Origin of the sequence: Bacillus sp. Pc3 (assembly GCF_000815145.1) — a bacterium.
Taxonomy (GTDB): Bacteria; Bacillota; Bacilli; order Bacillales; family Bacillaceae; genus Bacillus; species Bacillus velezensis.
On the sequence record NZ_CP010406.1, the window covers coordinates 966,012 to 992,470 of the forward strand.

The window sequence follows — 26,459 nt, forward strand, 5'->3', positions numbered from 1 at the left end:
TTGTCCACAGTATAGGCAAGGGATAGATAAATTATTCCATTTCAATATGAGATTTCCGCATTACGGAGCTGGATTTCCGACTGCATCGCAACAAAAAAATCTCCCGTTCCGTCCGGGAGATCATTTCACATTTTTCGGATCAAGCGCATCACGCAGCCCGTCTCCGACAAAGTTAAAGCACAATACGGTAAGAAGAATCAACAACCCCGGGAATAACGGGTACCACCAAGCCTGAATCATAAGCGTAAAGTTCTGTGCATCCTGAAGCATATTGCCCCAGCTTGCGATCGGCGGCTGAATCCCGAAACCGAGATAACTTAATGTAGATTCCGCCAAAATAACCGTTCCCACCTTTAATGTGGCTGAAACAATAATCGGTCCGAGCGCATTCGGCAATATATGAGAAAAGATGATGTGATGATTTTTTGTACCGATCGTCTTTGCAGCTAATACAAACTCTCTGGAACGAAGCGATAAAAACTCCCCTCGGACAAGGCGTGCCGTTGTTGTCCAGCCTGTAAGGGAGAAAATTAAAATTAATTTATCCATTCCGGGCTGGAAAATCGTAACAAGTGTAATAAGCAAAAATATATCAGGTATGGATAATACGATATCAACGGTTCTCATGAGAACGGCATCGACAATCCCTTTAAAATATCCGGCAACGGCTCCGACAACTGTCCCGATTGTAATCGCGCCGATCACAGAAGCGAATCCGACAAGCAAGGAGACGCGCGCCCCGTACAGAACCCTCGTAAAGATGTCTCTTCCGAATTTATCAGTTCCCATTAGATGTTTTAAGCTCGGCGGCTTCAAACGATTGATAAGAGATTGACTCTCCGGAGAGTAAGGAGCGATTACCGAAGCGAATAAGGCTGACAAGATGATGATGGTTAATATAACGGCTCCGATTACAGCTAGTTTATTTTGAAAGAACTTTTCGAAAAAAATCTTCGTCATTGTTTCCGGTTTGGATTGAATATTTTCCTTTAATTTTACTTCGCTGGGGGGTGTGCCGGTATTTGGCTGTAACATTTGACCTCTCACCTCTCTTTGTTAATATTCAATGCGGGGATCAACCAGCGCATATAAGATGTCCGCAATTAAATTCCCCACCACAACCAAAACAGCTGAAATGACCGTCATGGCCATGATAACCGGATAATCCCGCGAAAAGGCTGAATCAATAAACAATTTGCCGAGACCCGGCCAAGTAAAAATCTGTTCTACCACTACCGCTCCCCCGATAAATGACGGTATCATCAGACCAAAAATAGTGATGACAGGAAGAAGTCCGTTTCTCAAACCGTGTTTAAAAATCACTTTATTATCTCGGAATCCTTTCGCACGCGCCGTTCGTATATAATCCTGTTTTAACACATCAAGCATACTGGATCTTGTGTATCTCGTTATCCCTGCCATGTCTGCCGTGGCGAGCACAAAAGCAGGCAGAATCAAGTGATGCAATCGGTCAAATATGTTAAAGTCAGCATTCAAAGTGCTTACTCCGCCAGTGGGAAACCACCCCAGATTTACAGATAAAACCATGATTAAAATCAAACCGAACCAAAAATTCGGAATGGCAAGCCCTAAAAATGAAGTAACAGTTATCCCGTAATCCAATTTTGAATAAGGACGTTTCGCTGACAGAACACCAAATGGAATAGAAATAAGAAGAGCGACAAGGGTTGAGAAAAGCATAAGCACAATCGTATTCGGTAAGCGGGATAAGATAAGTTCAGAAACTGGAGTGCCTTTCTTGACGATAGAAGTCCCGAAATCCCCTTGCAGCATATTACCCAGCCATTTCACATATTGAACAGGTTCCGGATCATTCAACCCGTATTTTTCAATGAATTTCGCCCTGTCCGCTTGACTGATTGTAGGGTCCATCATAAGTGACATCGGGTCTCCCGGCGCTGCTTTCATGATGGCAAACGACAAAATTGTAATGCCTAAGAGAATCGGCAAGGACATTAATGTTCGCCGTAAAATATATGTAACCATGTTCTTGTCCCCTTTTTAAATAGGATAAGAGAGGAAAGGAACCTCCTTCCCTCTCCAGGGCTTTTGCTATTTTTGATCCAGCCACCATTTTTCAATATTGTACAAGTCATTTTTAGGGTGGAATACATAACCTTGTAAATTATTCGGCATCGCTCTGTGGTAATTGTAATAGAATAAGAAGCTGTACGGCTGATCTTCAGCAATCAATTTGTATATCTCTTCATATTTCTTTTGGTATTCTTTTCTGTCTGTAATTGTCTTCGCTTCTTCAAGCAGCTTATCGACTTTCGAGTTTTTATACCAGATATTATTCAGCCCGTTTTTCGATTGGCTTGAATGGAAGATAGAGAATTGATCCGGGAACGTTGCAAGACTCCATCCGAGAAGAAGAGCGTCATAATCCCAATTAGGGGCACTTGTCTGTTCAATTAACGCACTGAATTCAACAATTCGCGGTTTAGCCTCGATTCCCACTTCTTTTAATTGCTGCTGAACGACAACAGCTAAATCTTCACGAATTTTATTGCCTTGATTCGTTTTAATTTCAAATGAGAATTTTTTTCCGTCTTTATCAAGGTAGCCGTCACCGTCATGGTCTTCCCATCCGGCTTCTTTTAGCAGCTGCTTTGCTTTTTTCGGATTATAATCAAATGTCGGCACTTTAGACTTCGGATAATTCCATGACAGCGGACTCTCAGGAACATCCGCTACCTTACCGTCTCCGTTCAGCACTTGATCCACCATTGCCTGCCTGTCAAGAGCGTAAGTCAATGCCTGACGCACTTTTTTGTCCTTAAAGATCTCTTTTTTCTCATTCCAGCCGATATAGCTGTAGTTTAAGCCAAGGTCAGATTTGACCTTCACATTTCCAAACGTTTTAACCGTATCAAAATCTGTGCCCGGCACAACGAAGAAATCAATATCTCCCGCTTTTAACTGAGCCACGGCAGCGTTAGAATCAGGTATTGTTTTTACTGTCACTGTATCAAGGTAAGGTCTGCCGCCAAAGTAATCATCATTTGCTTCCAGTTTGACATACTCGCCCTTTTTCCACTCAACAAACTTAAACGGACCGGAGCCGATTGGATTTTTACGGTTAAATTCATTCTCTCCCAGATCAGCAACCGGGACCTTACCCAATATATGTTTAGGCAAAATGCCGTAACTGTCGAGAACGACATTATAGAAATAGGCATCTTTTTTCTTCATTTTAAACTGAATTTCATATTTTCCTTTTTTCGTTACGGATTTAAGGGACTCAAAACCCGAGCCACGCTCACCGTTGTAATCTTTGTTAAGAGGGATGCTGTAGGTGAAAACAACATCATCGGCCGTCAGCTCTTTTCCATCATGGAATTTTACGCCTTTTTTCAGTTTTACATCATACGTTAATCCCCCGTCAGCTTCTGTTACTTTTTCAGCCAGCGACGGCTTGACGTTTAATTTCTCATCAGTTTCCAATAATGTGCTGTAAAGCATTCCTTCAATATCAGAACTTGCAACATCGGTAGAATAAAGTGGATTAAAAAGTGTGGGTTCCCCGGTTGACCCGACAACCAAATCTCCGCCTTTTTGCGGTTTTCCTGCCGGTTTGGATTCGGTGCTTGTGGATTTTGAGCCGGAGCAGGCTGACAGGAAGATGGCAAACGCCATAAAAACACTTAGCATCATCAGTGCGCTTTTACGTAATTTCATATCAATTCCCCCTTTGTGATATATATGCAGCAAACTGGTTATGTAATCCGGCATACCCCCTCTCGATGCTTGTCATTTCAGGCATATAAATGGCAGGCAACGTAATGGCCGGGAGCGGCTTCTTCAAATGCCGGGATTTGTTCCTTGCAGATCGGTTTGGCCATCGGGCACCGCGTGTGGAACACGCAGCCTTTCGGCGGGTTTGCCGGGCTTGGCAGTTCTCCTTTCAGGATGATTCGTTCCCGCTTGACGGCGTCTTTTTTTCTCGTGACGGGCACTGAAGACAAAAGCGCTTGCGTATAAGGGTGAAGCGGATTGCCGTACAGCTCGTGTTTATCGGTCAGCTCCATCATTTTTCCCAGATACATGACGCCGACTCTGTCGCTGATATGGCGGACAACACTCAAATCATGAGAAATAAACAAATAGGTCAGGTTGAATTCATCCTGCAGTTCTTCCATCAGATTGATGACCTGGGCCTGAATGGAGACATCGAGTGCGGAAACGGGTTCATCCGCAATAATCAGCTCGGGATTCAACGTCAGAGCCCGCGCAATCCCGATCCGCTGGCGCTGCCCCCCGGAAAATTCGTGCGGATAGCGGTTTGCAAAGCTCGGATGAAGGCCGACTTTCGCCAGCAGCTCCTCCACTCGCTCGTTCCGCTCGCTCATGCTGTACATATGGTGAGTCTGGAACGGTTCTTTAATAATGGAACGCAGCGTTTTCCTCGGGTTAAGGGATGCGAAGGGATCTTGGAAGACCATCTGGATGTTTTTGCGGACGCTTTTTCTCAGCTTTTCTTCAGATAAGCCGGAGATATCCTGACCCTTAAAAAGAATCCGGCCGTCTGTCGGCTTGTATAAACGGATCATCGTCCTTCCCGCCGTTGATTTGCCGCATCCTGATTCACCGACGATGCCGAGCGTCTCCCCGCGCTTCAGTGAAAAAGAAACACCGTCAACAGCCTTTATATCACCGACTTTCCTTTGAAAAAAACCGGAGCGGATCGGGAAATATTTTTTTACGTCTTTCAGCTCTAAAATCGTTTCTTGGCCTGCAGCTGTCATTTTGATTGGGCACCCTCTTCCTCATATAAAAAACATCTTACAGAACGGCCGCTTTCATGCGTTATCAGCTCCGGCTGCCCTGTTTTGCATTTGTCCATCGCTTTTGAACACCTCGGGGCAAATCGGCAGCCTTCCGGAAGATTATCCGGTGTCGGGACACTGCCTTTGATCGCTTTTAATGTATCAATCTCTCCATCTATCACCGGTATGGAGTTTAACAGCCCTTCGGTATACGGATGAAGAGGGTTTAAAAATAAGTCCTCCACACTCGCGCTCTCTACGACTTGTCCGCAGTACATCACGATCACCCTGTCGGCGGCTTCGGAAACCACACCTAAATCGTGAGTGATCAGCAGAATGGAAGTATCAAATTTTTTGCAGAGGTCTTTCATCAGCTCCAATACTTGGGCTTGTATCGTCACATCAAGCGCCGTCGTCGGCTCATCAGCGATCAGAAGCTTCGGATTGCAGCTGAGCGCAATGGCGATCATCACCCTCTGTCTCATCCCTCCGGAAAGACGGTGCGGATATTCTTTCATTACTTGTTCCGCTCTGGAGAATCCGACGAGTTCCAGAAGCTCAACGGCTTTTTTGGACGCTTCTCTTTTATTCATTTTTTTATGGTATTCAAGCACTTCGGTAATTTGTTCGCCGATGGTCAGCACCGGATTCAGGGAAGTCATGGGCTCCTGAAAGATCATAGAGACGTCATTTCCGCGGATTTTGCAATATTCGTTTTCGGTGAAGGAGGCCAGGTCCCTGCCTTCAAGCTTAATCGAGCCGTCCATAATTTTTCCGCCCGAGCTTTGGACAAGTCCCATAATAGAAAGCGAGGTGATGCTTTTGCCCGAGCCGGATTCTCCTACAAGAGCGACGGTTTCGCCTTTGTTAATGTGAAAATCAACCCCGTCGACTGCGGGGATCGGCTGTTTCTTTCTGAAAAAATAGGTCTTTAAATTATTCACTTCTAATAGTGTGCTCATGATACGCCCCTTTCTCATTCCGCTGAAGCAGAGGGAAACATACGTTTCGCTATCACAAAATATAGAATAGTCGAAAAATTTTATAGTTGTATATTATTACATCATTATTACAAAAGCAAGAATTTTTTAGGATAAATGTAATATCCTTAAATAATTTCCATTCTTTTAATCTATTAAAGCGTTGCCTCCAGAAAGGTTTTTGAAGGGATGGCCAATGCTTCTTTTACTGTTTTTTGATGGTCGGTTAAATATTTTTTTACTATATTGAATCCGACGGCATAGCCGAGCATTGAGGGGAAGTATCCTTTTCCGTATAACAGCTGGGAAAACATTCTGCTGTCTCTCGTTAAGCGGAGGTTCGGCTTGACTCTTTTTTCAAACAGAAAATCAAGCTGCTCAGGCGTATAGTAGGACGTCCATTCAGCCGTAAGACTTGAGCCGAACCGCTCATATACAGCATATTCTGCCAGCCCCTCCATCATGATTGTATCAAGAAATGTCTCGTCTTTTTCGTCCTTTGTCACATGTTCTAACCGGCAGACGTGATTATATTCATGTGTCATAAGGGCGGATACAGCTGAATTGGAACTATCCGACGATAGAAAGAGGAACATTTTGTCCCGAAAGGCCAGACCGGATTTTGATCCGAATTCCTGACGGATTTTCCGGTTTCGTTCGTCGACGGGCAAAACGACGATCGGCACGTCCGGCCCGTTCCACTTCTCCTTTAAATAAGCTTCCTCCTTTTGAATATGGCTGTAGCATCCTTTTTCTTTCAGCCGTTTACTGGTCCTAACGCCGTCCTTCAAATGGCGGAACATGCCGTGGTTTTGCAGCATCCCGAGTATCGGCTTCCACTCTTTCTTATCGGCCCCTGAAAAAAGCGGCAAAAGATGCGGAGCCAGATCATTTACGGATGCCGCCTTTTCCATCCATTGATATGTCTGCTTGACGCTCATACGGTTCGCCTCCTCTTGTTGTTATCATATGCACACAAAAAAAAACCGGCCACCTTTTTCAGGCAGCCGGTCAAAAACTGTATTATTGATATTTTTTAAAGATCAAAGTGGCATTATGTCCGCCGAAGCCGAGCGAGTTGCTGAGAACGATGTTGACATCCTGCTCGCGCGCTTTGTCCGGTACATAATCTAAATCACACTCTTCATCAGGTGTTTCGATGTTAATCGTCGGCGGGATAATGCCGTCTTTAATGGCCATGACGGAGAAGATTGCTTCAATTCCTCCGGCAGCGCCTAACAAATGACCCGTCATTGATTTTGTCGAACTGACGGCAAGCTTGTACGCATGATCACCGAAAACGGTCTTAATGGCTTTTGTCTCGTATTTATCATTGTAGTACGTGCTTGTGCCGTGAGCGTTGATGTAATCAATTTCTTCAGGCTTGATGCCCGCATCTTTGATTGCTTCCTGCATCGCTCTTGCACCGCCTTCCCCGTCTTGGGCAGGCGCGGTAATGTGGTAGGCGTCACCCGTTGAGCCGTAGCCGACAATTTCCCCGTAGATTTTCGCACCGCGGGCAAGGGCATGCTCAAGCTCTTCAAGCACGATGATCCCCGCGCCTTCTCCCATGACAAAGCCGTCACGGTTTTTATCAAACGGGCGGCTTGCCGTTTTCGGATCAGGATTTGTAGAAAGGGCTTTGTTTGCGCTGAAGCCCGCAAATGACATTCTTGTCAGCGGCGCTTCCGTTCCGCCCGTAATCATCGCATCGGCATCGCCGCGCTGAATGACTTTAAACGCGTCACCGATAGAGTTCGTTCCCGTCGCACATGCCGTCACCGTACAGGAGTTGACTCCTTTTGCTCCGAGAGCGATTGAGATTTGGCCTGTCGCCATATCCGGAATCATCATCGGAACAAAGAACGGGCTGACCCTTCTCGGCCCTTTAGTCAGGAAGATTTCGAATTGGGATTCAAGCGTTTCAAGACCGCCGATTCCGGACCCGACCCAAACGCCGACTCTCGGCGCGATCTCGTCTGTGATATTCAGACCGGCATCTTGAACGGCCATTTTCGCGGCTACGACAGCATATTGCGTGAAGCGGTCCATTTTTCGCGCTTCTTTTTTATCCATGTGATTTTCAATATTGAAATCTTTCAGTTCAGCAGCTACTTTCGCCGGATACTCGTCCGATTCCACACGTGTGATCGGTCCGATTCCGGATACGCCGCCGATTGCATTTTTCCAGCTTGTTTCGGCATCGTTTCCAAGCGGAGACAGGGCTCCAAGCCCTGTAACGACTACTCTTTTTTTACTCATCTTGTGTACACCTCACCTTTTTTTATCGTCCCCAGCGTATTGCTATGGCGCCCCATGTCAATCCTCCGCCGAAACCGACCATGACGATGACGTCGCCGTCTTTAATTTTGCCTGCTTCCAGTTCCTCTACTAATGAAATCGGAATGGATGCTGCGGATGTGTTTCCATATTTATGGACTGTTTTAGACATCTTTTCAACCGGAAGCTCCAAACGTTCCCGTGCCGCTTCCATGATGCGGATGTTTGCCTGATGCGGAATCAAAAAGTCTACGTCCTCTTTGGAGAGGCCGGCTTTTTCAATGACATTTACACTCGATTCACCCATTTGCCGGACGGCGAATTTGAATACTTCTCTTCCATGCATGATTGTATGCCCTTTTTCATCTAAGTACAAGTGCTGACCGCCTGTACCGTCTGCTCCGAGCTCAAATGACAGTATGCCTCTGTCGTCGCTGACCGGTCCGATGACCGCCGCTCCGGCTCCGTCTCCGAACAGCACAGCCGTATTGCGGTCGTCCCAGTCGGTAATGCTTGAGAGCTTTTCCACGCCGACCACGAGGACATGTTTGTATGTTTGCGATTCAATGAATTGTTTGGCGGTTACGATACCGTACATAAAACCCGCACATGCGGCGCTGATATCCATCGCGCACGCTTTTTTGGCCCCGAGCTTCTCTTGTATCATACAGGAAACGGTAGGGAAGGACTGGTCAGGAGTAACCGTCGCCACGAGGATCATATCAAGCTCCTCAGCGGAAATGCCGGCCTGATCAAGCGCTTTTTGCGCAGCCTCAGCGGCCATGCCGGATGAATACATATCTTCCGCGGCGATTCTTCTTTCTTCTATACCTGTTCTCGTACGAATCCACTCGTCCGATGTATCTACCATTTGTTCAAGATCATGATTTGTCAGCACTTTTTCCGGGATGTAACGGCCGACGCCAAGAATTCCAGCTTTCATTGGAAAAGACTCCTTTTTTATAATGAATTTAAAACTAATTAGTTATGATCAATTATTAGTATCAGGTACTAATTCTACCCTATTTTTTTTCTGTTGGCAATATATTCGTCTAAACTATCGGACGCTGCTCCTCATAGAATAAAAGGAAGACGAAAGGAGGCTTCACTATGGATATTTTCTCCAAAATGATGTTCGGCGATTCCAGAGACCGGGATAAAGAACCGGAAGAAAACCCGGAGCAGCCTCAGGCTGAAAACGAAGAAGAGATCGATTACAACCACGTGATGAATCAGCTGGGGTCCATCATGAACTCTCTGGATCAATTAAAGCCCGTATTTAAAGACTTCGCGCCGATGGTGTCCGCTATAAAGAAAAAAATCATGTGAAAAGCCACTTCATGAAAAGTGGCTCTCTTTATTTATTCAGCTCCCCGGCATCAGATCTGCCAAGCTCATACGCTTCCGCCATGACCGATGTAAACAGGTCCATAAACGGCTGAATCATTTCCAAAGACAGATCTATGCCGGATTTCTCAAGCTCCGCCTTTGCTTCCGGCAGGTATTTCATCGCGATCTGCATAAATTCAAGAGACTTTTCATGCTGCATGTGTATCCACCTCTATTCATTTGACGGCAGTTCATTTGTTCGGTTATACGTTTTGACAAGGTCTGAGATTTTGTCTTGAAATGCTTTGTCCACCAGAGGGCTGAACGTCCCCATTTCAACGACTCCTTCCCTGAAATCAAAGTTGTGATCTCCGCTCTTGAGCGAACCTTTATTATATTGCTCGGCAATTAATGTATAGGCTTTATCTACGTTTTGCACCGTGCTTGTCAGCACCGTGTTTTTGCCGAGATTCGATTGTTCGGCGACATAGCCGATGGCGTAAAGCCCGTCTTTTTTGATTTGCTGAATGACAGGAACATTATACCCGTCTCCGGCCGGATATACAACATCCGTGCCTTCCGCTTTTAACTTCTCGTAAAGATGCAGCGCTTCATTGCCGTTATCCCAGTGGTCCGTAAATTCAGTATTGACGGTGATATCAGGCTTTTCATATTTCGCCCCTTTGATAAAGCCGTCTACTTCAGGCTGCCACAAAAAGGAGGCGATGACGCCGACCTCATTGGTTTTTGACATATGGGCGGCTGTCATTCCCCCGAAAAAACCCATTGCTTCTCCCATAAGATGAACGCTTGTGACATTATCGCTTTTCGCCGTTCCGTTTGCGACGACGAATTCCATGTCGGGATAATCCTTGCTGATCATATTGAAGATTTCCTCGTATTCATTTCCGTGCCCGTATAAAAGATTGACTCCTTTTTTATGAAAATCATCTATCGCTTTTAAAATATCTTCATCGGATCTGATATTTTCTTTATAATAAACGTCAACGTTAAATTCAGATTGTATCGCTAATAAACCTTTGTAACCTTTTGTGCCCCATACCAAGTCACTGATGGTATCGGGAAAAAGCATTCCGACCTTCTCAATTTTTCCTTTAAACGGAGTTTGTGCGCATCCGCTCAATAAAAGGAGGACAGAAAAGATCATGACAAGCCTGGTGATCAAGCCATGTTCAACCCCTTTTCAAACTCATAACATATATAATTGATATACGTTTATTGTAGCGGTAATGCACATAACATGGAAGGTATTTCTTAAAAAATGTCGAATATTGATGAAAATTGTCTTTTCCATTCTTTAATTTTTTCTTCCGCTTCCGTTTTTTGCGTTTTTTCTTTTATTTCCAGGGTAATAATCTGATTTTCGTCTTCTGTGCCGTCAGCCTCAAGCTGATTCATCAGCCCGCAGACCGCGTCTTCTAAAAAGATCCTGCTTTCGCCATCTTCTTTTTCTTCCGTCCACGGACCGTAAAGGGGAGGAAGGATAATCGCTTTGGCTGTATCCCGCTGAGCGTTTTTCTCCCAGTCTCCGTGATCCTCACTGTAAACAATCCAATATAAGGGCTCAGCCCTTTCTTCAGGCAGACACCCGCTCCCGTATTGAACGCAGATACGATCGTATTCCTTTTCACCGATTTCATCTATTATTTGAAAAAGCCCGTTTCTCGCGAGCCACATTAATCGTTCTTCTAAATACAGCTGCCTCGTTTTGTCCTCCGGTTCTGCCAAAATGACATCAACGTGCACACCCTCATCCATCAACCGTTCGCACAATGAAAGGCCGAGAAATTCATCTGCTCCAATGATCAGCGCTGTTTTCATCACATCTGCCGCCTTTCCGGTTTTTCATTCACACACAAGCCAAACAGCCCTCTGAAAAGAGATGGCTGTTGTATTCTATTCATTACAGGTCTTTTTCATGACTGCGGAAAAACCGGCAGATGGCTCTGTAAATACGCGCAGGGTTCTCAAGCAGGTGATACGTGATATCAGTCTTGCTTCCGGTCTTTTCCCGGGCTTCTTTATACGCGTTCGCATGCAGGGTGTACGGGTACGGCGCTCCGGTCGTTCTTTGCCATATATGTACCGGCGCCCGGGTGCGGCAGCCGGTAATGGTCTGATAGCTCAGTGAGCTTGCCTCTTTTTCAGAAACACCGAAGCTCTGTGCCGTTTCCCTCAGAAACTGCTTATAAAAGAACTTATTTTCTTTCTCTGATTCAAAATGGGCTTGAAGGTCAAGACAAGGATCTAACATTGCGGCTGAACGGATATGCTCCGCTGAAGACTGCAGCAATTGATCGGCGATAAGGGCGCCCATGCCTTCTGCGAGCAAGTGTATTTTCGGATTGAGGGTTTCTTGTTTCAGCACATAATGCATCAGCTGTCTGGCGTAAAGGACGGCTTTTTCCGAACCCCAATGCCGCCCGTATAAATTGCTGTTAATAATGGTGTACCCTCTGTCAAGCAGCACATGTAACAGCTGGTTTCTCCCTTCATGTTCGAGCCAAAAGCTTGAGTCCCGGCTGACAAAGTGGGTTCTGTCCCCCAGAATAAAGATACAGAAGCCATTCGGCCGATACGGCAGATGGATGACGTTCAGCTCAGATCCGAATTGGAAAAATCTTTCCGTAATCCCCATGCCTGCCCGCCTCCTTTTACTCCTAATCTCTCTATTGGCTATCATATGTAAGAAGAATGAAAACGGATCGGATAAACTCCTATTTGCTGCTATGTTTTGGCTATTATCCCAAGCACAGGAACCGAATTTTCCATCAGACGGCCGGACAGGCGGGCACATGTCAGTTTCAGGCGCGCTTTTTGATGAGAAAATGACCTTCCGCCCGCGCTTTATGTATGGTATGATACAACGTAGAATAAAATGAAGGACGAGGTGGAAACGTGCGGTTTATTATCGGTTTTATTTGGACGTTCCTTTTAACACATATGGCCTGTTATCTGGTCGCCTCCATGAACAGCGCGGCGTACAATTTCAAGCAATCATCCGTTATTGCCGTGGTTATTGCGGTGCTAGTCTTTGTTCTTGCGGAGATCATGCCTGTCAAACAGGATGCAAACCAGCATTAAATAAAAAAACCTGCTATTCAGCAGGTTTTTTTGTGTTCACGGTTTTCGTTGATACGTCCACAATCTGTTGTGGTTTGAAGTTTCAGGGAACATTTCTCCAACCGTAAGCTTGATTTTTTGCGGATTTTTGACCATGCTTCCCGTTTCGCCGATTTCAACGTACACACCGTTATTCGGCGCTTTTTGTCCCGGGCGGAATTGATGCTGCTGTCCCACGTCATTTCCTCCTTTTTCTTTTTTATGTAGTATGCGCTTGTATGCGGAGAAATATTAAAAACCGCTGAATGAGATTCAGCGGTTTTTTTGTTCATCCTGTTTGTAAAGAAGAGCTTTCAGGAGCGCTTTTTGCGCGTGAAGCCGGTTTTCCGCCTGCTGAAATACCGCAGAGTTCGGACCGTCGATAATCTCGGACGTGACCTCTTCTTCCCGATGCGCGGGCAGGCAATGCAAAAATGTATAGTCGGGTTTGGCGAGACTGACGAGTGAGGCGTTGACTTGATACGGGGCAAACACATGCAGCCGCTGCTGCGTCTCTTCCTCCTGCCCCATGCTCGTGAAGACGTCGGAGTAAATCACGTCTGCATCCCGCACCGCTTCCTGCGGATTTTCGGTAAGGGTGATTTTCGCTCCGGAAACAGCCGCCGCTTCTTTTGCGGCATTTACCGCCTCTTCCTCTACTTCATAGCCTTTCGGCGAAGCAATCGCAATGTCACAGCCCATTTTTGCGCAGCCGATCATTAGTGAATGCGCCACATTATTTCCGTCACCGATATAGGCGGCTTTTACTCCTTTTAATTTTCCTTTTATTTCTTGTATCGTTAACAGATCCGCGAGTGCCTGACACGGGTGATACCGGTCGGTCAGCCCGTTTATGACGGGAATATCAGCATGCTCGGCAAGCTCTTCGACTTTTTCATGCTCAAAGGTGCGGATCATAATGGCATCAACGAAGCCGGACAGCACCTTCGCCGTATCCGCGACTGTCTCCCCCCGCCCAAGCTGCAGGTCGCTGCTTGAAAGAAATAGTCCCGTTCCCCCGAGCTGGGCCATTCCCGCTTCAAAAGACACACGTGTGCGGGTTGAAGATTTTTCAAAAATCATCGCCAATGTTTTCCCTTGGAAAATCGGCTGTATCGGATGTTGTTTTAATAATGAAGCTTCTGTCAGAAGCGCATTGATGTCTGACGGGCTGACATCTTTTAAGGAAAGAAAATCTTTGCCGTACAAATGGGTTAATGTGTGTTCCGCTTTTATTGTGTGCATGATGCCACTTCCTTTTGATAAAGATCTTTGAGCGATACAGGCTGAGGTTCGCCGGAGCCGCTTGCTAAAAATGCCTTTACGGTTTCCGGTTCAGTAAAGACCGTCACACCGTGCGTCATGGCTTCAATCCGTTGTTTACGCGCTTCTTCAGAGTGATTGAAATTGATGTGGACCGCTTTATCCTTTCGCTCTGCCCATGCCGGGAACGCATCTTTGCATACGGTAAATCCCGCCTCTTGAGCCTGACGTTCCAATTCCGCATCACAGCCTTCCAGATAGATGCTGCCTTTTTTCTCCCAGACGTGCGCGTAGATTTTTTTCAGGGCGCTTTCTGCGTCAAACGCGACACACATGCCTTCTCCGGTCGACTTCATTTCCGGCCCGGGCTTTACGTCCACATCCTGAATGGCGTGTGAAGAAAAAACCGGGAATTTCACTGCCGTTCCGTGCTGATTTTGAACCTCGGGCTTGATGTCTTTAAGGGAAGCGCCGGCCAGCAATCTGGCGGCAAGCGGGATCATCGGCACCCCCATCACCTTAGACACGACAGGAACCGTGCGGCTTGCCCGCGGATTCACTTCAAGAACGAGAATATCCCCTTTGTCATCAATGACAAACTGAATGTTCATGATGCCTTTAAAAGCCAGTTTTACCGCGATTTTTTCGGCGGCCTCTTTTATATTCCGCTGCATATCAGGTGTGACAGACGGACCCGGAAGAATCGCAAAACTGTCGCCCGAATGGACGCCGGCGCGTTCAATGTGCTCTGTGTAAGTCGGCACGAATACTTCATGTCCGTCGGAAATCAGATCGATCTCCAATTCTTTTCCTGTAATGTACTGATCGATCAAAATCGGATACGGCATGCCCGCTTCATTTGCCAGCAGCTCTGACATTTGCGCTTCTGAATCAACGATGATCATGCCCATCCCACCGATGACATAAGACGGACGGATCAGCACAGGGTAGCCGATTCGGCTTGCTTTTTCCGTTGCTTCTTCTTTTGAATAAGCGGTTTCGCCTTTGGCATGTTTCAGGTCAAGGTCATCAAGCAGCTGATAAAACAGATCCCGATCCTCCAGCGCATCAAGGGTTTCAAAGGATGTTCCGAGCAGCGGAATGCCCGCTTTTTCCAGCGGTTCAGCGGCATTGATCGCGGTCTGCCCTCCAAACTGGACGATGGCAAAATCAATGTTTTCATGTTCCGCCACGTTCAAAATATGTTCTGTCGTCAGCGGTTCAAAATAAAGCCGGTCAGCGATTTCATAATCCGTGCTTACTGTTTCCGGATTGTTATTGATCATAATCGTTTCATACCCCAGCTTTTGCAGGGTCAGAACGCCGTGGACGGCACTGTAATCAAATTCCACTCCCTGACCGATGCGGATCGGGCCTGAGCCGATGATGAGGGCGCGTTTTTTCTCTTTCCGGCTGATATCTCCGTCGCTTTCCCCGAGGTAGGTGGAGTAGAAATAATTCGTCTTGGCATCAAATTCAGCGGCGCATGTATCTACGATTTTAAACGACGGGACGATGCCTGATTTCTTTCTGAGAGCACGGATGTCTTCTTCCGTTTTTCCCGTGAGAGATGCGATCATGACATCCGTGAAGCCTTTTACCTTCGCCTGCTTTAAAAGCAGCATTGACAGATGATCCCCTTCTTCCATCAGCTTGTTTTCCAATGTGATGATATTTCGGAATACATGGAGAAAAAACGGGTCAATTTTCGTTTTGGCATGGATGTCTTCTATCGTTTCACCGCGGCTTAACAGCTCCATGACGACGAAAAATCTCCGGTCATCCGGCGTTACCGCTAATTCCCACAGCTGATTGATCGTACAGCCGCCGAGTTCAGGCAGGCGGGTGCCGATCGTTTTCAGCTCAAGGGAGGCCGCCGCTTTTTGAATGGCCGCTTCCATATTTCTTTCAATCGCCATGACCTCTCCCGTCGCTTTCATCTTCGTTCCGAGCGTGCGGTCGGCATGTTTAAATTTATCAAACGGCCAGCGCGGGAATTTGACGATGACATAATCAAGCGCCGGTTCAAAGCTTGCATAAGTAGAGCCCGTCAGCGGATTTTTCAGTTCATCAAGCGTATAGCCGACGGCAAGTTTCGCCGCCATTTTGGCAATCGGATAGCCGGTCGCTTTTGACGCGAGAGCTGAAGAGCGGCTGACACGCGGGTTCACTTCAATGACATAGTACTGTTTGCTGAACGGATCCAGCGCAAATTGAATGTTGCAGCCGCCGACCACATCCAGCGCCGAAATAATCGCCAGGCTTGCTGAACGCAGCATCTGATATTCTTCATCCGTTAACGTCTGGGACGGTGCGACGACGATGGAGTCTCCTGTATGCACGCCGACGGGATCGATGTTTTCCATGTTGCAGACGGTGATGCATGTATGATTGCTGTCACGCATGACCTCATATTCGATTTCTTTAAATCCGGCGATGCTTTTTTCGACGAGGCATTGGCTGATCGGGCTTGCTAACAGCGCCTGTTTAATCAGCGTCTGAAACGCTTCTTTCGTTTTCGCGATTCCGCCTCCCTTTCCGCCTAACGTATACGCCGGTCTCAGAATAACCGGAAATCCGATAGACTCGGCGAAACGGAGGGCATCTTCTTCGTTGTCGACGATTTCGCTTTCCGGAACGGGCTGATCGAGCTCTTTCATCAGGGCGCGGAACTGCTCCCGGTCTTCGCCTTTTTGAATGGTTTCCACCGATGTTCCCAAAAGCTTGACGTGATGCTTCTTCAGCACGCCTGCTTCTTCAAGCTTAACGGCTAAATTCAATGCCGTCTGGCCGCCCAAATTGGCAAGCAGACCGTCCGGTTTTTCTTTTTCAATAATGGCCTCGATGCTGTCGGTTGTGAGCGGTTCAAAATATATTTCATCGGCAAACGCCTCATCCGTCATAATCGTTGCCGGGTTGTTGTTGACTAGAATAACGCGGTATCCTTCTTCTTTCAGAGCCATGCAGCCCTGCGTTCCTGAATAATCAAATTCTGCCGCCTGGCCGATGATGATCGGGCCGGAGCCGATGACTAATATGCTGGAAATGGTTGTATCTTTAGGCATGAGCGATTTCTCTCCTTGCTGGTATCACTTTCTCTAGAAATTCATCAAATATCCACTCGCTCTCAGCCGGTCCGGGATGAGCTTCAGGGTGGAACTGGACGCTTAATACGGGAAGGCGCTTATGAATGAGCCCTTCCACCGATGTATCATTGACATGATGAAATCTGATGGACAGCTCGTTTTCGTCAATTGATGCTTCATCAACGACATAGCTGTGGTTCTGGCTTGTCATAAACACCCGTTTCGTTTTCCGGTCAATGACGGGATGGTTGGCACCCCTGTGGCCGAACGGCAGCTTATACGTATTTCCTCCGAAAGCCAGGGCAATCAGCTGATGCCCGAGGCAAATGCCGAGTGCGGGGAAATCACTGAGTAATGATGTAATCCGGTTCATGTACGGCGCAATCGCTTTCGGGTCGCCCGGGCCGTTTGAGAGCACGATTCCGTCAGGCTGAATGTCGTAAACAGCGTTCATCTGCTGATACGGAATGACCGTTACTTTACAGCCGCGCTTTACAAGTGACGAGGCGATTGATTTTTTATAACCGAAATCAATCAGCGCAATATGCCGGTCTCCGTTCCCCATTGACGTGATGTCTTCAGACTGCGCCAGCTCCGCCGGGTTTTCCGTTCCGGATGCTGCCGGAATTTCTCCTGTTGTTGACACGGCAGCGTTCATCGTGCCGCCGGAGCGGATGGTTTTGACGACGGCCCGTGTGTCCACTTCGGTTAAGAGCGGGATGTTCCATTTATTTAAATACTCTCTCAAGCTTGAGACTGCTTCATGGTGAGAAAAATGTTCACACGCTTCATAGACGGCAACAGCCTTGACTTGAGGAATCTTACTTTCAAGGTCTTTTTCATTAATTCCGTAGTTTCCGATCAGCGGATACGTAAAGACGACGATCTGGCCCTTATAAGACGGGTCTGTAAGCACTTCCTGATAGCCCGTCATTCCGGTGAAAAAAACAGCTTCGCCAACACAGCGGGCCTCTTTTTCAAGTTCACCGCCGAATGATGTTCCGTCTTCCAATACTAAATAGCCTTTCATCTAAAGCCCACCTCTTGATGAATAATTAATTAAAAATATGAATTTTTATACTTTTATATCGAAAAAAAATTACCGTTTCACTGCCGAATGCGCTTCGATCGCTGCTTTCAGCATACTGACGGCCGACAGCATTTCTTCTTCAGAAACCGTAAGCGGCGGGAGCAGCCTGATGACATTCGGTCCGGCCGGAAGCACGAGAAGCCCGCGTTCCTGCAGATCTCCGATGATGCCGGACACGGGACCTGCGCATTCAATGCCGATTAATAACCCTTTTCCGCGGATTTCTTTTACAAAAGGCCCTGTCAGTTCACGGTTCAGCTGCGCTTTTAAAAATGATCCTTTGTCTGCCGCCGCCTGGAGAAAGTCCGGCTGAAACACAATATCCAAGGTTGCTTTCACAGCTGCCATGGCAAGCTTATTGCCGCCGAAAGTCGTACCATGCGTACCCGGCGTAAAGGCGTCGCCAAGCTTCTTTTTGCCGATCACGGCTCCGACGGGAAAACCGTTTCCAAGCCCTTTCGCAGCAGTGATGATGTCCGGCGAGATGCCGAAATGCTCATAGCCGAATGCCTTGCCCGTCCGGCCGATTCCGGTTTGAATCTCGTCTGTGATAAGCAGCGCCTGTTTGTCTTTGCAAAATGTCTGTAAGGCTTCGATGAATTCCGGATCGGCGGGATTGACTCCCCCTTCTCCCTGCACCGTCTCAAGCATGACGGCGGCGATATCATCCTCTTTTGAAAGCGTGCTGAATACCGACGGATCATTGAACGGAAGATAGTGAAAGCCTTGAAGCATCGGTCCGAAACCGGTCTTGATTTTGTCTTGTCCGGTGGCGGCCATCCCCGCATAGGTCCGTCCGTGAAAGGATTGATGGAACGTTACGATTTTTGTCTTTCCCGTTGCTTTACGGGCAAGCTTAATGGCGCCTTCATTCGCTTCGGCCCCGCTGTTGCAGAAGAAAACGAGATCCCCCGCGCTATGTTCGGCAAGCTTTGCCGCGGCTTTTTCCTGAAGATCATTTTCAAACAGATTGGAAACGTGCCATACACTGTCAAGCTGTTCTTTCACCGCTTCTGTGACCTCATCATGACAATGGCCGAGATTGGAAACGGCGATGCCCTGAATAAAATCGAGATACGTTTTTCCGTTTTCATCCTCTGCAATTGTCCCTTTCGCTTTTTTGATATCAATGGGCCAGCGGCTGTAGGTTTGAAATAGACTGCTCATGACACGCTCTCCTTTTCTTTGACAATTTTTGTTCCTTGGAAGGCTTGATCGGTAAAAAACGCTCCTTTTCCGTTTACGATCATCACTTCCTCGACATCTTCACTCAGTGCCGATAATGCCGAGTTTACCTTCGGAATCATCCCTCCTGAAATCACGCCGTCATCTATGAGGGCGTGAGTCTCTTGCGGCGTCAAAGTATCCAGCCTGCTCTCTCCGTCCATAATTCCTTCGACATCCGTGACAAATAAAAGTTTGTCGGCGTGTAAGGCTGAAGCGACGGCCGATGCCGCGGCGTCTGCGTTGACGTTCAGCGTTTCGAAATCACTTGTCATGGAAAGCGGAGCGATAACGGGAATGATGCCTTCTTTCATTAATGCGTGAATGATTGACGGATCGGTTTTTTGTATTTCGCCGACTTCTCCGTATTTGTCTTGATTAAGATAGGATGCTTGAAGGAGACCGCCGTCCTTTCCTGATATTCCCGCGGCTTTCAGCCCGTTTTTCGCGAGTTCGGTTACGAAAAATTTATTGATCGTCCCTGACAAGACCATTTCCGCTGTTTCCAGCACCGGTTTGGTCGTTTTCCGCTGTCCATCGACAAATTCCGTTTCAATCTGCAATGTTTTCAGCATTCTTGAAATGTCCGGACCGCCTCCATGCACGACGGCAATGTTCCAGCCGGATTGCATAAGCTCTTTTACATTTTGAAAAAAATCGGCGGATAACTCGCGGATTACGCTGCCGCCGCACTTAAAAACGATCGTTTTCTTCATGCCGCTCCCCTTTGTTATGTGCGATAGCTCGCATTGATTTTAATATAATCATAGGTTAAGTCACAGCCCCATGCCCGGCCGCTGCCGGAGCCTTCCTGCAGGCGGACTGCAATCGTAATTTCATCACCTGATAAGTACTCCTTGGCATCAGTTTCCGAAAACGGCTGAGGTTCGTTGTGTTTAAACAGACACTGGCCGCCGAGGAAAACTTCCACTTGTTCGGCCGTTACGCTTGCCGCACTGTGCCCGATTGCGCCGATGATGCGCCCCCAGTTGGCGTCTGTGCCGTAAACGGCGGTCTTCACAAGGCTTGAGCCGACGATTTTTTTGGCGATAATATTCGCCTCAAGGTTGTTTTTCGCGCCTTCGACTCTGGCTTCAATTAATTTCGTCGCTCCTTCACCGTCTCTGGCTATATCTTTGGCAAGGTCTTCGCATACAAGCTTTAATCCCTTTTTAAAAGCCGGCCAGTCAGGGTGCTGCTCCGTCAGGCAATCATTCCCCGCGCAGCCGTTTGCCATCACAAGCACCATGTCATTCGTCGATGTTTCTCCGTCAACGGTGATTTGGTTAAATGAAACATCCGTAATCTCTCTGAGCGCGTTTTTGAGCGCCTGTTCTTCCACGGCCGCGTCCGTTGTGACAAAGCCGAGCATTGTCGCCATGTTGGGGTGGATCATGCCGGAGCCTTTCGCCGCTCCGCCGATCGTGATGATGTCTCCGCCGATCACCAGTTCATAACACGTCTGTTTCGTCACTGTATCCGTCGTCAAAATGGCTTCTTCAAATGCTCCGGACACGGACGGCGCTTGACCGAGCTGTTCAATGCCCGCTTGAATTTTTTTCATGTCTAAAAGCTCGCCGATCACCCCGGTTGACGAAACCGCAACAAGCTCCGGCTCAATGCCGAGCTGGCTCGCGAAGCCGTCCCGCATTTCATAGGCGTCCTTTAATCCTTGGTCTCCCGTACAGGCGTTGGCAATCGCGCTGTTGACGATAACCGCCTGAAGCACACCCTCTTTTTTCAGGCTGGCTTGCGTCACTTTCAGCGGCGCTGCCTGAAAATGGCTCTGCGTATATACCGCTGCACTGACTGCAGGCGCTTCGCTGATAATCGCTCCGAGATCTTTTTTTGAATAGCGCAGACCGCAATGCACGCCCTTTGCCTCAAACCCTTTCGGCGAGGATACGCCGCCTTTTATTTTCGTGATTTCCTCACTCAGCTGAATCATATTTTTGAATCCCTCTTTCGTTCTATGGATAGACTGGCATCATCGTAAGTCCCGTTTCTTCCTGCCAGCCATTCATGATATTTAAATTTTGAACCGCCTGCCCTGCGGCGCCTTTCATCAGATTATCTATGACAGAAACGATGGTGGCACGGTTTGTTCTTTCATCCACGGTGACACTGATATCACAAAAATTGCTGCCGTATACCTCTTTCGTCGCCGGAAATTCACCTTCCGGCCTGATTCTGACAAAATATGAATCTTTGTAGAATTCGGAATACAATCCTCTTACCTGTGCAGCAGACATTCCCGGAGGGGCGTCGGTATACATCGTCGCCATAATGCCCCTTGTCATCGGCGCCAAATGAGCGGAAAACGTGATCGGGCCTGTGCCGGGCTGCCAAGCCGCTAATTGCTGTTCAATTTCCGGAGTATGCTGATGCTCATTAACCTTATAAATTTTGAAATTATCATTCAGCTCAGAATAATGAGTGCCCATGGATGCTTTTCGGCCGGCGCCGGATACGCCCGTTTTCGCATCAACAATCAGAAATGAATCTTGTAAAAGCTTATTCTTCGCCAGCGGGGCGAGCCCGAGCAGCACAGCCGTCGGAAAACATCCCGGATTGGCAATCAGCTTTGCAGTCTGAATCTCTTCTTTTTGCAGTTCAGCTAAACCGTAAACCGCGCTTTGAATCGTTCCTTTCGGAGCGGCCTTCCGCTTATACCACTTTTCATACACGGCCGGGTTTTGAATCCGCAGATCGCCGGATAGATCAATGACCGGGATGCCCGCCTCCGCCAGCTTGGGCGACCACTCTCCGGAAACGCCGGGCGGCGCGGCTATGAACATGACATCAATTTCGTTTCGGATCGTTTCTATATGAAGCGGCTGAAGTGATTGTGACGCTATATTCCTCAAATGCGGATATGAAGCGGCATATTCTTTTCCTTCGTCGCTCGATGAATATAATATACAATCTTCTGCATAAGGGTGATGGTTAAGAATCCTGACAAGTTCGGCGCCTCCATAACCAGTCGCGCCTATAATACCTATTTTCAACGGGTTCACCTTCTTGGTTTTGTGAAATTATTTAACATTATAACATGAATAAAAATTAATTCAATTGTATATTTAATATTTTTTCATTCATTTTCCATCTGTTTTCGCTGACAAAAAACCCCCTCTCGATCGAGGGGGGGCATAAAAAAAACAGGCTGCTCGGATCAGCCTGTTTTTTTCAGCATCATCAGCCCGCTTATAAAAAACAGCACGGAGCTGGCGTAAAAAATAATATAAACCGTAAAGAAATCAGCGAGAAACCCGCCGAGAATAATGGCGGCAGCTGAAAATACGGCCGTCCAGAAATGATAGCTGCCGACTTTTTTTCCCCGCTCCCCGCCGTCGGTGTAATCGGCGATCATGATTTTCTCGCCGTGTTTTTGCATCGCGCCGAACAGGCCCAAAAGCACCTGCACAACATAAACCTGGTGCACGCCGGTAATGTGCGGGAGCGTCAGAAGAAGCACCGCCATCCCCCACGAATTTGCCATAAGGAACCAGTGGGAATCCAGTCTTGCCGACAGCCGGCCGAGCAGCGGATGAATCAATGCGCCGCTCAGGCCGAACAAGCCGTATGAAAGACCGAATTGCGTGTAGCTGGAACCGATGTTTTTAATAAATAAAATATAAAACGGAAAGATCAGGCTGCCGGCAAAAAAGACACTGCTCTGAGACAGGATCAGCCATTTTAAATGGTTGTGTTTCATGATTTGTACCTCTGATAAAAATAATTCATAAACAAGTCATCCGGATCATATTTGTGTTTTTTCTGAAAGAACATATCGCTTTTCGGATATGCCTCACGCATCTGCTCTTTCGTTTGATACAGCATATACGGGAGATAATAACTGCCGCGGTGGCACAATGCCGTATCCGTCATTTTTCTGACAATCCGCGCAGCACTTGCCTGGCTGTCTGTTGAAAACCCTTCATTGATTAAAAGAACGAGTGAAAACATGTCTTCCTTTGCGTATGATAGATCGGCTTTTTCATTTTTTTGCACGTAGCGGATCGTAATATTTACGAGATTGAGATCTTCATGTGACAGCGTCTTGCGTAAATCATGAATGTACGGCGCAAATTCGCCGACGGGCACGAAGTATTCTTGCAGCACATCGGTGTTGTCCGTGTTTTCATATTCCAAAAATTTCGATTCTGACCGCATGACATTGTTCCTGGAGACTTTCACGCCGTTTTGGCTGAGAAAATAAGACTGCTGGGTTGACCAGAACCAATTTCTTCCCCAGTCATACCGGCGGGAGAGGCCGAGCGCGAATTTCGTCAGCGCCGGATGCTCATCTTCTTTCAGTTCATTGTGCCGCTTTAATTCTTTCTGGTTGTCTGAGAGTGTGTAATCAGTCACATACATATCGTGCAAAAAGCCTTTATCCCCTGTTGCGATCCGCGCGAGATGCATGCGCACGGCGGGGTTGCGCTGAACATGCTGCGTAAAATATTGACTGTATGTATCAGCGTTCATGCGTTTCGTTTTCATTTCATAAAGCTCATCATCCGTCAGCTCAATATCCGCGTCAAGGATGACGCCGAACAGGCCGTAGCCGCCGATGACGGCTGAAAACAGGTCATCTTTCGGAGTAACGGTGATGACTTTGCCGTCCGCCTTTAAAAGATGAAACGATTTGACCGTATCAATCAGCGAACCGTACCGGATATCCCGGCCGTGGGCGTTGGCGCTCAGTGAGCCGCCGATCGTAAAAATGTTTTGCGATTGCATGACTTTTACCGCGAGCCCGTACGGATTGACATAGCGCTGAATATCATTCCACGTCGCTCCCGCCTGCACTCTGATGATTTTTTTCTTTCGGTCGAGACCGAGTATTTTGTTGTAGCCCGTCATGTCGAGAACGATACCGTCTTCATAATACGTCTGGCCGCCCATTGAGTGTTGGGCGCCTGCGATTGAGATCTTCAAATGCTTTCTCTTTGCTTCCTTAATCGTTTCGACCAATGTTTCTTTCTCTTTTCCTTTGACCGTCTGCTTAATTTTCACGGGCATGAGACGGCTGACATCCGTCATTGTCCCTGCCTGCCGCTCCGGCTCTTTGTGAAAGGCGGAAACAGCGAATAGCGCCGTATAAACAAGTATGCTAAGGATAATGAGAAGTAATTTTTTCTTCATGGATTCCTCCCTCGCATGCAGCCGGTCTATTATATCATGCCTCACGTCCGTTTTTTTCCTTTTTAACCCGATACCGCAAAAAACCCCGAATGGTGGGAAACTCGGGTTTTTTTAGTGACTTGCCCTTCTTTCCGCACGCCGGTCTCTAGCGGCAAAGCAGACAGAATGGCGCCCGACAGAAGAATCATGTTTAGTACAGCTCGAAACGGTCAGCCGGAAAACACCGGGCATAAAAATCCACAGAAATCCTTAAAATGATTTTTTAGTCAGTATATAATCGATATATATGCAGATGTATTACCAAAGGGATTGTTTAAAACAAACATGTTAAACGAGGTGGGGAAAATAAACATAAAAGGAATCAATCATCTTCTTTTTTCTGTTTCAAATTTGGAAAAATCCATAGTATTTTATGAAAAAGTATTTCATGCACAACTCTTGGTTAAAGGGCAAAAAACAGCATATTTTGATCTGAACGGGCTTTGGCTTGCACTTAACTTAGAGGCGGATATACCAAGAAATGAAATACATAAATCTTATACGCATATGGCCTTTACAATTGACCCAAAAGATTTTGATGCAATACATCAAAGGTTAAAAAATCTAAATGTAAATATATTAAATGGGCGTCCTAGGGATAAGCAAGATCATAAGTCAATTTATTTTACTGATCCCGATGGACATAAATTTGAATTCCACACAGGTACACTCCAAGACAGACTGTCCTATTACAAAAAAGATAAACCTCATATGAAATTTTATATTTAAAGGTTTGTTTGCGATCCAAAACAAACCCTCACTGTCGCTTATCCGCGTTGATTTTTTCCTTGTAAATGCAGACAAAAGAAAAGCACCTCCAAACTTTAGGATGTACCTAAAATCCGAGGTGCATTTTCTTATTACTGAATCCCTAATGCGATTTTTGCGTAGCGTGACATTTTGTCTCTTGTCCAAGGCGGATTCCAGACGATGTGGACCTCCGTCTCTTTTACATCCGGAATGTCGGCGAGCGCTTTTTTCACCTCGTCGACGATGATCGGAGCGAGCGGGCACCCCATTGATGTCAGTGTCATCGTAACATGCGTCAGGCCGTCGTCATCCATATCAACGTCGTATACAAGGCCGAGATTGACGATATCGACGCCGAGCTCAGGGTCAACAACCTGCTCCAAGGCGCCCATGATGTTTTCTTTTAATGCTTCTTCCACGTTCCATCACTCCTTTTTCCTCAGTATAACGTAAAAGCGGGTATTGTTAACACCTTTGTGCTTTATAAATGCTTATCGAACCAGGCGACGGTTTCTAAAACGGCGTATCTCGGGACTTTATGATCAGCCCGTTCGTCTTTCAGAAACTGAAGATGGTCAGGCCGGCTGCTGTAATGAGGTTTAATCGTTTCATAAAAGCCGCGGGTCGGTGCATACGGAACGACTTTGTCTTGAACGCCGTGCCAGAACAGCAGCGGGCGGCTGCGGAGTTTTTCCGGTTCCAGACTGAGATCGAACGGTTTGAGCCGCGCAAACAGTTCGTCGACCTGTTCTTTTGTGACGTCAATGTCGATGTCCTGCTTTTGAATGTGGTCAATCTGCTGCTGAAAAAATGCCGTATAGTTCGGGCTTCCCATCAGACTGACGCCGGCTTTGACCCAATCATACGCGGCCATCGCGCCGAATGTCGTAATTCCGCCCATTGACGTCCCCGCAAGACCGATCCGCCCGTCTTCAATCAGACCGCGCGCTTCAAAATCCTTTTTCAGCACGTCAAGCTCCTCGATTTCATTTAAGACAATGTCCCAAAAATGGACGGCGAGCTCTTCTGCTGACAGCTGTTCAGCGCGTTCACCGTGGTAAAGAGCTTCCGGCAGCACGGCTCTGAAACCCTTTTCAGCAAGCAGGTAAGCGAAATGAAGATTATGCTCCTTCGCGCTTGTAAAACCGTGAATAAAGAAAACAAGGGGAGCGGGACGGTCCCGATTTTCTTCTTTTACAATATGTAAAAACGGAATGCCTGATACGGTTTGATGATCAATAAGAATCACGTTGACTCCCTCCTTAGGATAACCATAATCATAAGTGTAACATGTAGACAATAAAGATGGTAAAAAGCTACACTGTACATAAGAGAAAAACAGCAAATTATATGACAA

27 protein-coding genes are annotated in these 26,459 nt (G+C 47.1%); 3 read left to right on the forward strand and 24 right to left on the reverse strand.

Going from position 1 to position 26,459, the window contains the following annotated elements; translation table 11 throughout:
- Positions 1–120: 120 nt before the first annotated feature.
- The 8 genes from opp4C to SB24_RS04205 all read right to left on the reverse strand — a co-directional run bounded on the left by opp4C (position 121) and on the right by SB24_RS04205 (position 8,993).
- Positions 121–1,035 carry an oligopeptide ABC transporter permease gene (opp4C, locus tag SB24_RS04170; protein ID WP_007409117.1) on the reverse strand — a complete coding sequence of 305 codons (915 nt, stop codon included), beginning with the start codon at positions 1,033–1,035 and terminating at the stop codon, positions 121–123.
- A gap of 21 nt (positions 1,036–1,056) precedes the next feature.
- Positions 1,057–2,007 (reverse strand): ABC transporter permease, encoded by a 951-nt coding sequence (locus SB24_RS04175; protein ID WP_003155051.1) that lies wholly within the window; start codon positions 2,005–2,007, stop codon positions 1,057–1,059.
- 66 nt (positions 2,008–2,073) lie between these two features.
- Entirely contained in the window at positions 2,074–3,702 is a 1,629-nt protein-coding gene (locus tag SB24_RS04180; RefSeq protein WP_039252002.1) for a peptide-binding protein, read from the reverse strand.
- A 77-nt stretch (positions 3,703–3,779) separates the two neighbouring features.
- Positions 3,780–4,769: an ABC transporter ATP-binding protein gene (locus SB24_RS04185; protein ID WP_003155053.1), complete on the reverse strand. Its 990-nt coding sequence runs from the start codon at positions 4,767–4,769 to the stop codon at positions 3,780–3,782.
- Positions 4,766–5,752: an ABC transporter ATP-binding protein gene (locus tag SB24_RS04190; protein ID WP_012117279.1), complete on the reverse strand. Its 987-nt coding sequence runs from the start codon at positions 5,750–5,752 to the stop codon at positions 4,766–4,768. The genes SB24_RS04185 and SB24_RS04190 overlap by 4 nt, the downstream gene beginning before the upstream one ends.
- Before the next feature lie 173 nt (positions 5,753–5,925).
- Positions 5,926–6,711 (reverse strand): DUF2268 domain-containing putative Zn-dependent protease, encoded by a 786-nt coding sequence (locus SB24_RS04195; protein WP_012117278.1) that lies wholly within the window; start codon positions 6,709–6,711, stop codon positions 5,926–5,928.
- Positions 6,712–6,793: 82 nt separating this feature from the next.
- On the reverse strand, positions 6,794–8,032 hold the full coding sequence (fabF, locus tag SB24_RS04200) for a beta-ketoacyl-ACP synthase II (RefSeq protein ID WP_015417206.1): 1,239 nt from the start codon (positions 8,030–8,032) through the stop codon (positions 6,794–6,796).
- Between the two features lie 22 nt (positions 8,033–8,054).
- Positions 8,055–8,993, reverse strand: a complete 939-nt coding sequence (locus SB24_RS04205) for a beta-ketoacyl-ACP synthase III (RefSeq protein ID WP_007409122.1) — start codon at positions 8,991–8,993, stop codon at positions 8,055–8,057.
- 167 nt (positions 8,994–9,160) lie between these two features.
- Here SB24_RS04205 and SB24_RS04210 point away from each other — a divergent pair, with 167 nt between their 5' ends.
- Entirely contained in the window at positions 9,161–9,379 is a 219-nt protein-coding gene (locus SB24_RS04210) for a hypothetical protein (RefSeq protein ID WP_007409123.1), read from the forward strand.
- Between the two features lie 28 nt (positions 9,380–9,407).
- Here the strand turns inward: SB24_RS04210 and SB24_RS04215 are convergent, their stop codons facing one another.
- From SB24_RS04215 to SB24_RS04230, 4 genes are all read right to left on the reverse strand, one after another.
- Positions 9,408–9,599, reverse strand: coding sequence for a ComZ family protein (locus SB24_RS04215; protein WP_007409124.1), 192 nt, complete (start codon positions 9,597–9,599; stop codon positions 9,408–9,410).
- Between the two features lie 12 nt (positions 9,600–9,611).
- Positions 9,612–10,565 (reverse strand): BMP family ABC transporter substrate-binding protein, encoded by a 954-nt coding sequence (locus SB24_RS04220; protein ID WP_015417205.1) that lies wholly within the window; start codon positions 10,563–10,565, stop codon positions 9,612–9,614.
- An 89-nt stretch (positions 10,566–10,654) separates the two neighbouring features.
- Complete coding sequence (locus SB24_RS04225) at positions 10,655–11,221, reverse strand: Rossmann-fold NAD(P)-binding domain-containing protein (protein WP_015417204.1); 567 nt, start codon at positions 11,219–11,221, stop codon at positions 10,655–10,657.
- Between the two features lie 82 nt (positions 11,222–11,303).
- Entirely contained in the window at positions 11,304–12,038 is a 735-nt protein-coding gene (locus SB24_RS04230; protein ID WP_015417203.1) for a lipase family protein, read from the reverse strand.
- A gap of 260 nt (positions 12,039–12,298) precedes the next feature.
- Here SB24_RS04230 and SB24_RS04240 point away from each other — a divergent pair, with 260 nt between their 5' ends.
- Positions 12,299–12,484 (forward strand): YjzD family protein, encoded by a 186-nt coding sequence (locus SB24_RS04240; protein WP_003155069.1) that lies wholly within the window; start codon positions 12,299–12,301, stop codon positions 12,482–12,484.
- Between the two features lie 36 nt (positions 12,485–12,520).
- Here SB24_RS04240 and SB24_RS04245 read toward each other — a convergent pair whose 3' ends face one another.
- The 10 genes from SB24_RS04245 to SB24_RS04290 all read right to left on the reverse strand — a co-directional run bounded on the left by SB24_RS04245 (position 12,521) and on the right by SB24_RS04290 (position 24,313).
- Positions 12,521–12,700 (reverse strand): YjzC family protein, encoded by a 180-nt coding sequence (locus SB24_RS04245; RefSeq protein ID WP_003155070.1) that lies wholly within the window; start codon positions 12,698–12,700, stop codon positions 12,521–12,523.
- 75 nt (positions 12,701–12,775) lie between these two features.
- Positions 12,776–13,747, reverse strand: coding sequence for an ornithine carbamoyltransferase (gene argF, locus SB24_RS04250; protein ID WP_039252015.1), 972 nt, complete (start codon positions 13,745–13,747; stop codon positions 12,776–12,778).
- Positions 13,735–16,830: a carbamoyl-phosphate synthase (glutamine-hydrolyzing) large subunit gene (locus tag SB24_RS04255; protein WP_039252018.1), complete on the reverse strand. Its 3,096-nt coding sequence runs from the start codon at positions 16,828–16,830 to the stop codon at positions 13,735–13,737. The genes argF and SB24_RS04255 overlap by 13 nt, the downstream gene beginning before the upstream one ends.
- Positions 16,823–17,881: a carbamoyl phosphate synthase small subunit gene (locus tag SB24_RS04260; protein ID WP_007409132.1), complete on the reverse strand. Its 1,059-nt coding sequence runs from the start codon at positions 17,879–17,881 to the stop codon at positions 16,823–16,825. Before SB24_RS04260 ends, SB24_RS04255 begins: the two co-directional genes overlap by 8 nt.
- Before the next feature lie 69 nt (positions 17,882–17,950).
- The gene (locus SB24_RS04265) at positions 17,951–19,108 is read right to left on the reverse strand and encodes an acetylornithine transaminase (RefSeq protein ID WP_031378489.1); all 1,158 of its coding nucleotides are present in this window, start codon (positions 19,106–19,108) and stop codon (positions 17,951–17,953) included.
- Positions 19,105–19,881 carry an acetylglutamate kinase gene (gene argB, locus SB24_RS04270; protein ID WP_015417199.1) on the reverse strand — a complete coding sequence of 259 codons (777 nt, stop codon included), beginning with the start codon at positions 19,879–19,881 and terminating at the stop codon, positions 19,105–19,107. Before argB ends, SB24_RS04265 begins: the two co-directional genes overlap by 4 nt.
- 14 nt (positions 19,882–19,895) lie before the next feature.
- A complete protein-coding gene (argJ, locus tag SB24_RS04275) occupies positions 19,896–21,113 on the reverse strand; it encodes a bifunctional ornithine acetyltransferase/N-acetylglutamate synthase (protein ID WP_007409135.1) in 1,218 nt (405 codons plus the stop codon).
- A gap of 22 nt (positions 21,114–21,135) precedes the next feature.
- Positions 21,136–22,173 (reverse strand): N-acetyl-gamma-glutamyl-phosphate reductase, encoded by a 1,038-nt coding sequence (argC, locus tag SB24_RS04280; RefSeq protein WP_031378488.1) that lies wholly within the window; start codon positions 22,171–22,173, stop codon positions 21,136–21,138.
- A 164-nt stretch (positions 22,174–22,337) separates the two neighbouring features.
- The gene (locus SB24_RS04285; RefSeq protein ID WP_039252022.1) at positions 22,338–22,880 is read right to left on the reverse strand and encodes an MFS transporter; all 543 of its coding nucleotides are present in this window, start codon (positions 22,878–22,880) and stop codon (positions 22,338–22,340) included.
- The gene (locus tag SB24_RS04290; protein ID WP_031378486.1) at positions 22,877–24,313 is read right to left on the reverse strand and encodes an FAD-binding oxidoreductase; all 1,437 of its coding nucleotides are present in this window, start codon (positions 24,311–24,313) and stop codon (positions 22,877–22,879) included. The genes SB24_RS04285 and SB24_RS04290 overlap by 4 nt, the downstream gene beginning before the upstream one ends.
- Positions 24,314–24,637: 324 nt before the next feature.
- Here SB24_RS04290 and fosM point away from each other — a divergent pair, with 324 nt between their 5' ends.
- Positions 24,638–25,081 carry a FosM family fosfomycin resistance protein gene (gene fosM, locus SB24_RS04295; protein ID WP_031378485.1) on the forward strand — a complete coding sequence of 148 codons (444 nt, stop codon included), beginning with the start codon at positions 24,638–24,640 and terminating at the stop codon, positions 25,079–25,081.
- Positions 25,082–25,212: 131 nt separating this feature from the next.
- Here the strand turns inward: fosM and SB24_RS04300 are convergent, their stop codons facing one another.
- Together SB24_RS04300 and SB24_RS04305 are read right to left on the reverse strand one after the other, a co-directional pair.
- Positions 25,213–25,521, reverse strand: coding sequence for a metal-sulfur cluster assembly factor (locus SB24_RS04300; RefSeq protein ID WP_003155088.1), 309 nt, complete (start codon positions 25,519–25,521; stop codon positions 25,213–25,215).
- Positions 25,522–25,583: 62 nt separating this feature from the next.
- Positions 25,584–26,351 carry a prolyl oligopeptidase family serine peptidase gene (locus SB24_RS04305; protein ID WP_007409140.1) on the reverse strand — a complete coding sequence of 256 codons (768 nt, stop codon included), beginning with the start codon at positions 26,349–26,351 and terminating at the stop codon, positions 25,584–25,586.
- Between the last annotated feature and the right edge of the window lie 108 nt (positions 26,352–26,459).

Bases quoted from the DNA above. Each gene is read 5' to 3' on its own strand.
- opp4C (WP_007409117.1), bottom strand. From the start codon at position 1,035: ATGTTACAGCCAAATACCGGCACACCCCCCAGCGAAGTAAAATTAAAG.
- SB24_RS04175 (WP_003155051.1), bottom strand. From the start codon at position 2,007: ATGGTTACATATATTTTACGGCGAACATTAATGTCCTTGCCGATTCTC.
- SB24_RS04180 (WP_039252002.1), bottom strand. From the start codon at position 3,702: ATGAAATTACGTAAAAGCGCACTGATGATGCTAAGTGTTTTTATGGCG.
- SB24_RS04185 (WP_003155053.1), bottom strand. From the start codon at position 4,769: ATGACAGCTGCAGGCCAAGAAACGATTTTAGAGCTGAAAGACGTAAAA.
- SB24_RS04190 (WP_012117279.1), bottom strand. From the start codon at position 5,752: ATGAGCACACTATTAGAAGTGAATAATTTAAAGACCTATTTTTTCAGA.
- SB24_RS04195 (WP_012117278.1), bottom strand. From the start codon at position 6,711: ATGAGCGTCAAGCAGACATATCAATGGATGGAAAAGGCGGCATCCGTA.
- fabF (WP_015417206.1), bottom strand. From the start codon at position 8,032: ATGAGTAAAAAAAGAGTAGTCGTTACAGGGCTTGGAGCCCTGTCTCCG.
- SB24_RS04205 (WP_007409122.1), bottom strand. From the start codon at position 8,993: ATGAAAGCTGGAATTCTTGGCGTCGGCCGTTACATCCCGGAAAAAGTG.
- SB24_RS04210 (WP_007409123.1), top strand. From the start codon at position 9,161: ATGGATATTTTCTCCAAAATGATGTTCGGCGATTCCAGAGACCGGGAT.
- SB24_RS04215 (WP_007409124.1), bottom strand. From the start codon at position 9,599: ATGCAGCATGAAAAGTCTCTTGAATTTATGCAGATCGCGATGAAATAC.
- SB24_RS04225 (WP_015417204.1), bottom strand. From the start codon at position 11,221: ATGAAAACAGCGCTGATCATTGGAGCAGATGAATTTCTCGGCCTTTCA.
- SB24_RS04230 (WP_015417203.1), bottom strand. From the start codon at position 12,038: ATGGGGATTACGGAAAGATTTTTCCAATTCGGATCTGAGCTGAACGTC.
- argF (WP_039252015.1), bottom strand. From the start codon at position 13,747: ATGCACACAATAAAAGCGGAACACACATTAACCCATTTGTACGGCAAA.
- SB24_RS04255 (WP_039252018.1), bottom strand. From the start codon at position 16,830: ATGCCTAAAGATACAACCATTTCCAGCATATTAGTCATCGGCTCCGGC.
- SB24_RS04260 (WP_007409132.1), bottom strand. From the start codon at position 17,881: ATGAAAGGCTATTTAGTATTGGAAGACGGAACATCATTCGGCGGTGAA.
- SB24_RS04265 (WP_031378489.1), bottom strand. From the start codon at position 19,108: ATGAGCAGTCTATTTCAAACCTACAGCCGCTGGCCCATTGATATCAAA.
- argB (WP_015417199.1), bottom strand. From the start codon at position 19,881: ATGAAGAAAACGATCGTTTTTAAGTGCGGCGGCAGCGTAATCCGCGAG.
- argJ (WP_007409135.1), bottom strand. From the start codon at position 21,113: ATGATTCAGCTGAGTGAGGAAATCACGAAAATAAAAGGCGGCGTATCC.
- SB24_RS04285 (WP_039252022.1), bottom strand. From the start codon at position 22,880: ATGAAACACAACCATTTAAAATGGCTGATCCTGTCTCAGAGCAGTGTC.
- SB24_RS04290 (WP_031378486.1), bottom strand. From the start codon at position 24,313: ATGAAGAAAAAATTACTTCTCATTATCCTTAGCATACTTGTTTATACG.
- fosM (WP_031378485.1), top strand. From the start codon at position 24,638: ATGTTAAACGAGGTGGGGAAAATAAACATAAAAGGAATCAATCATCTT.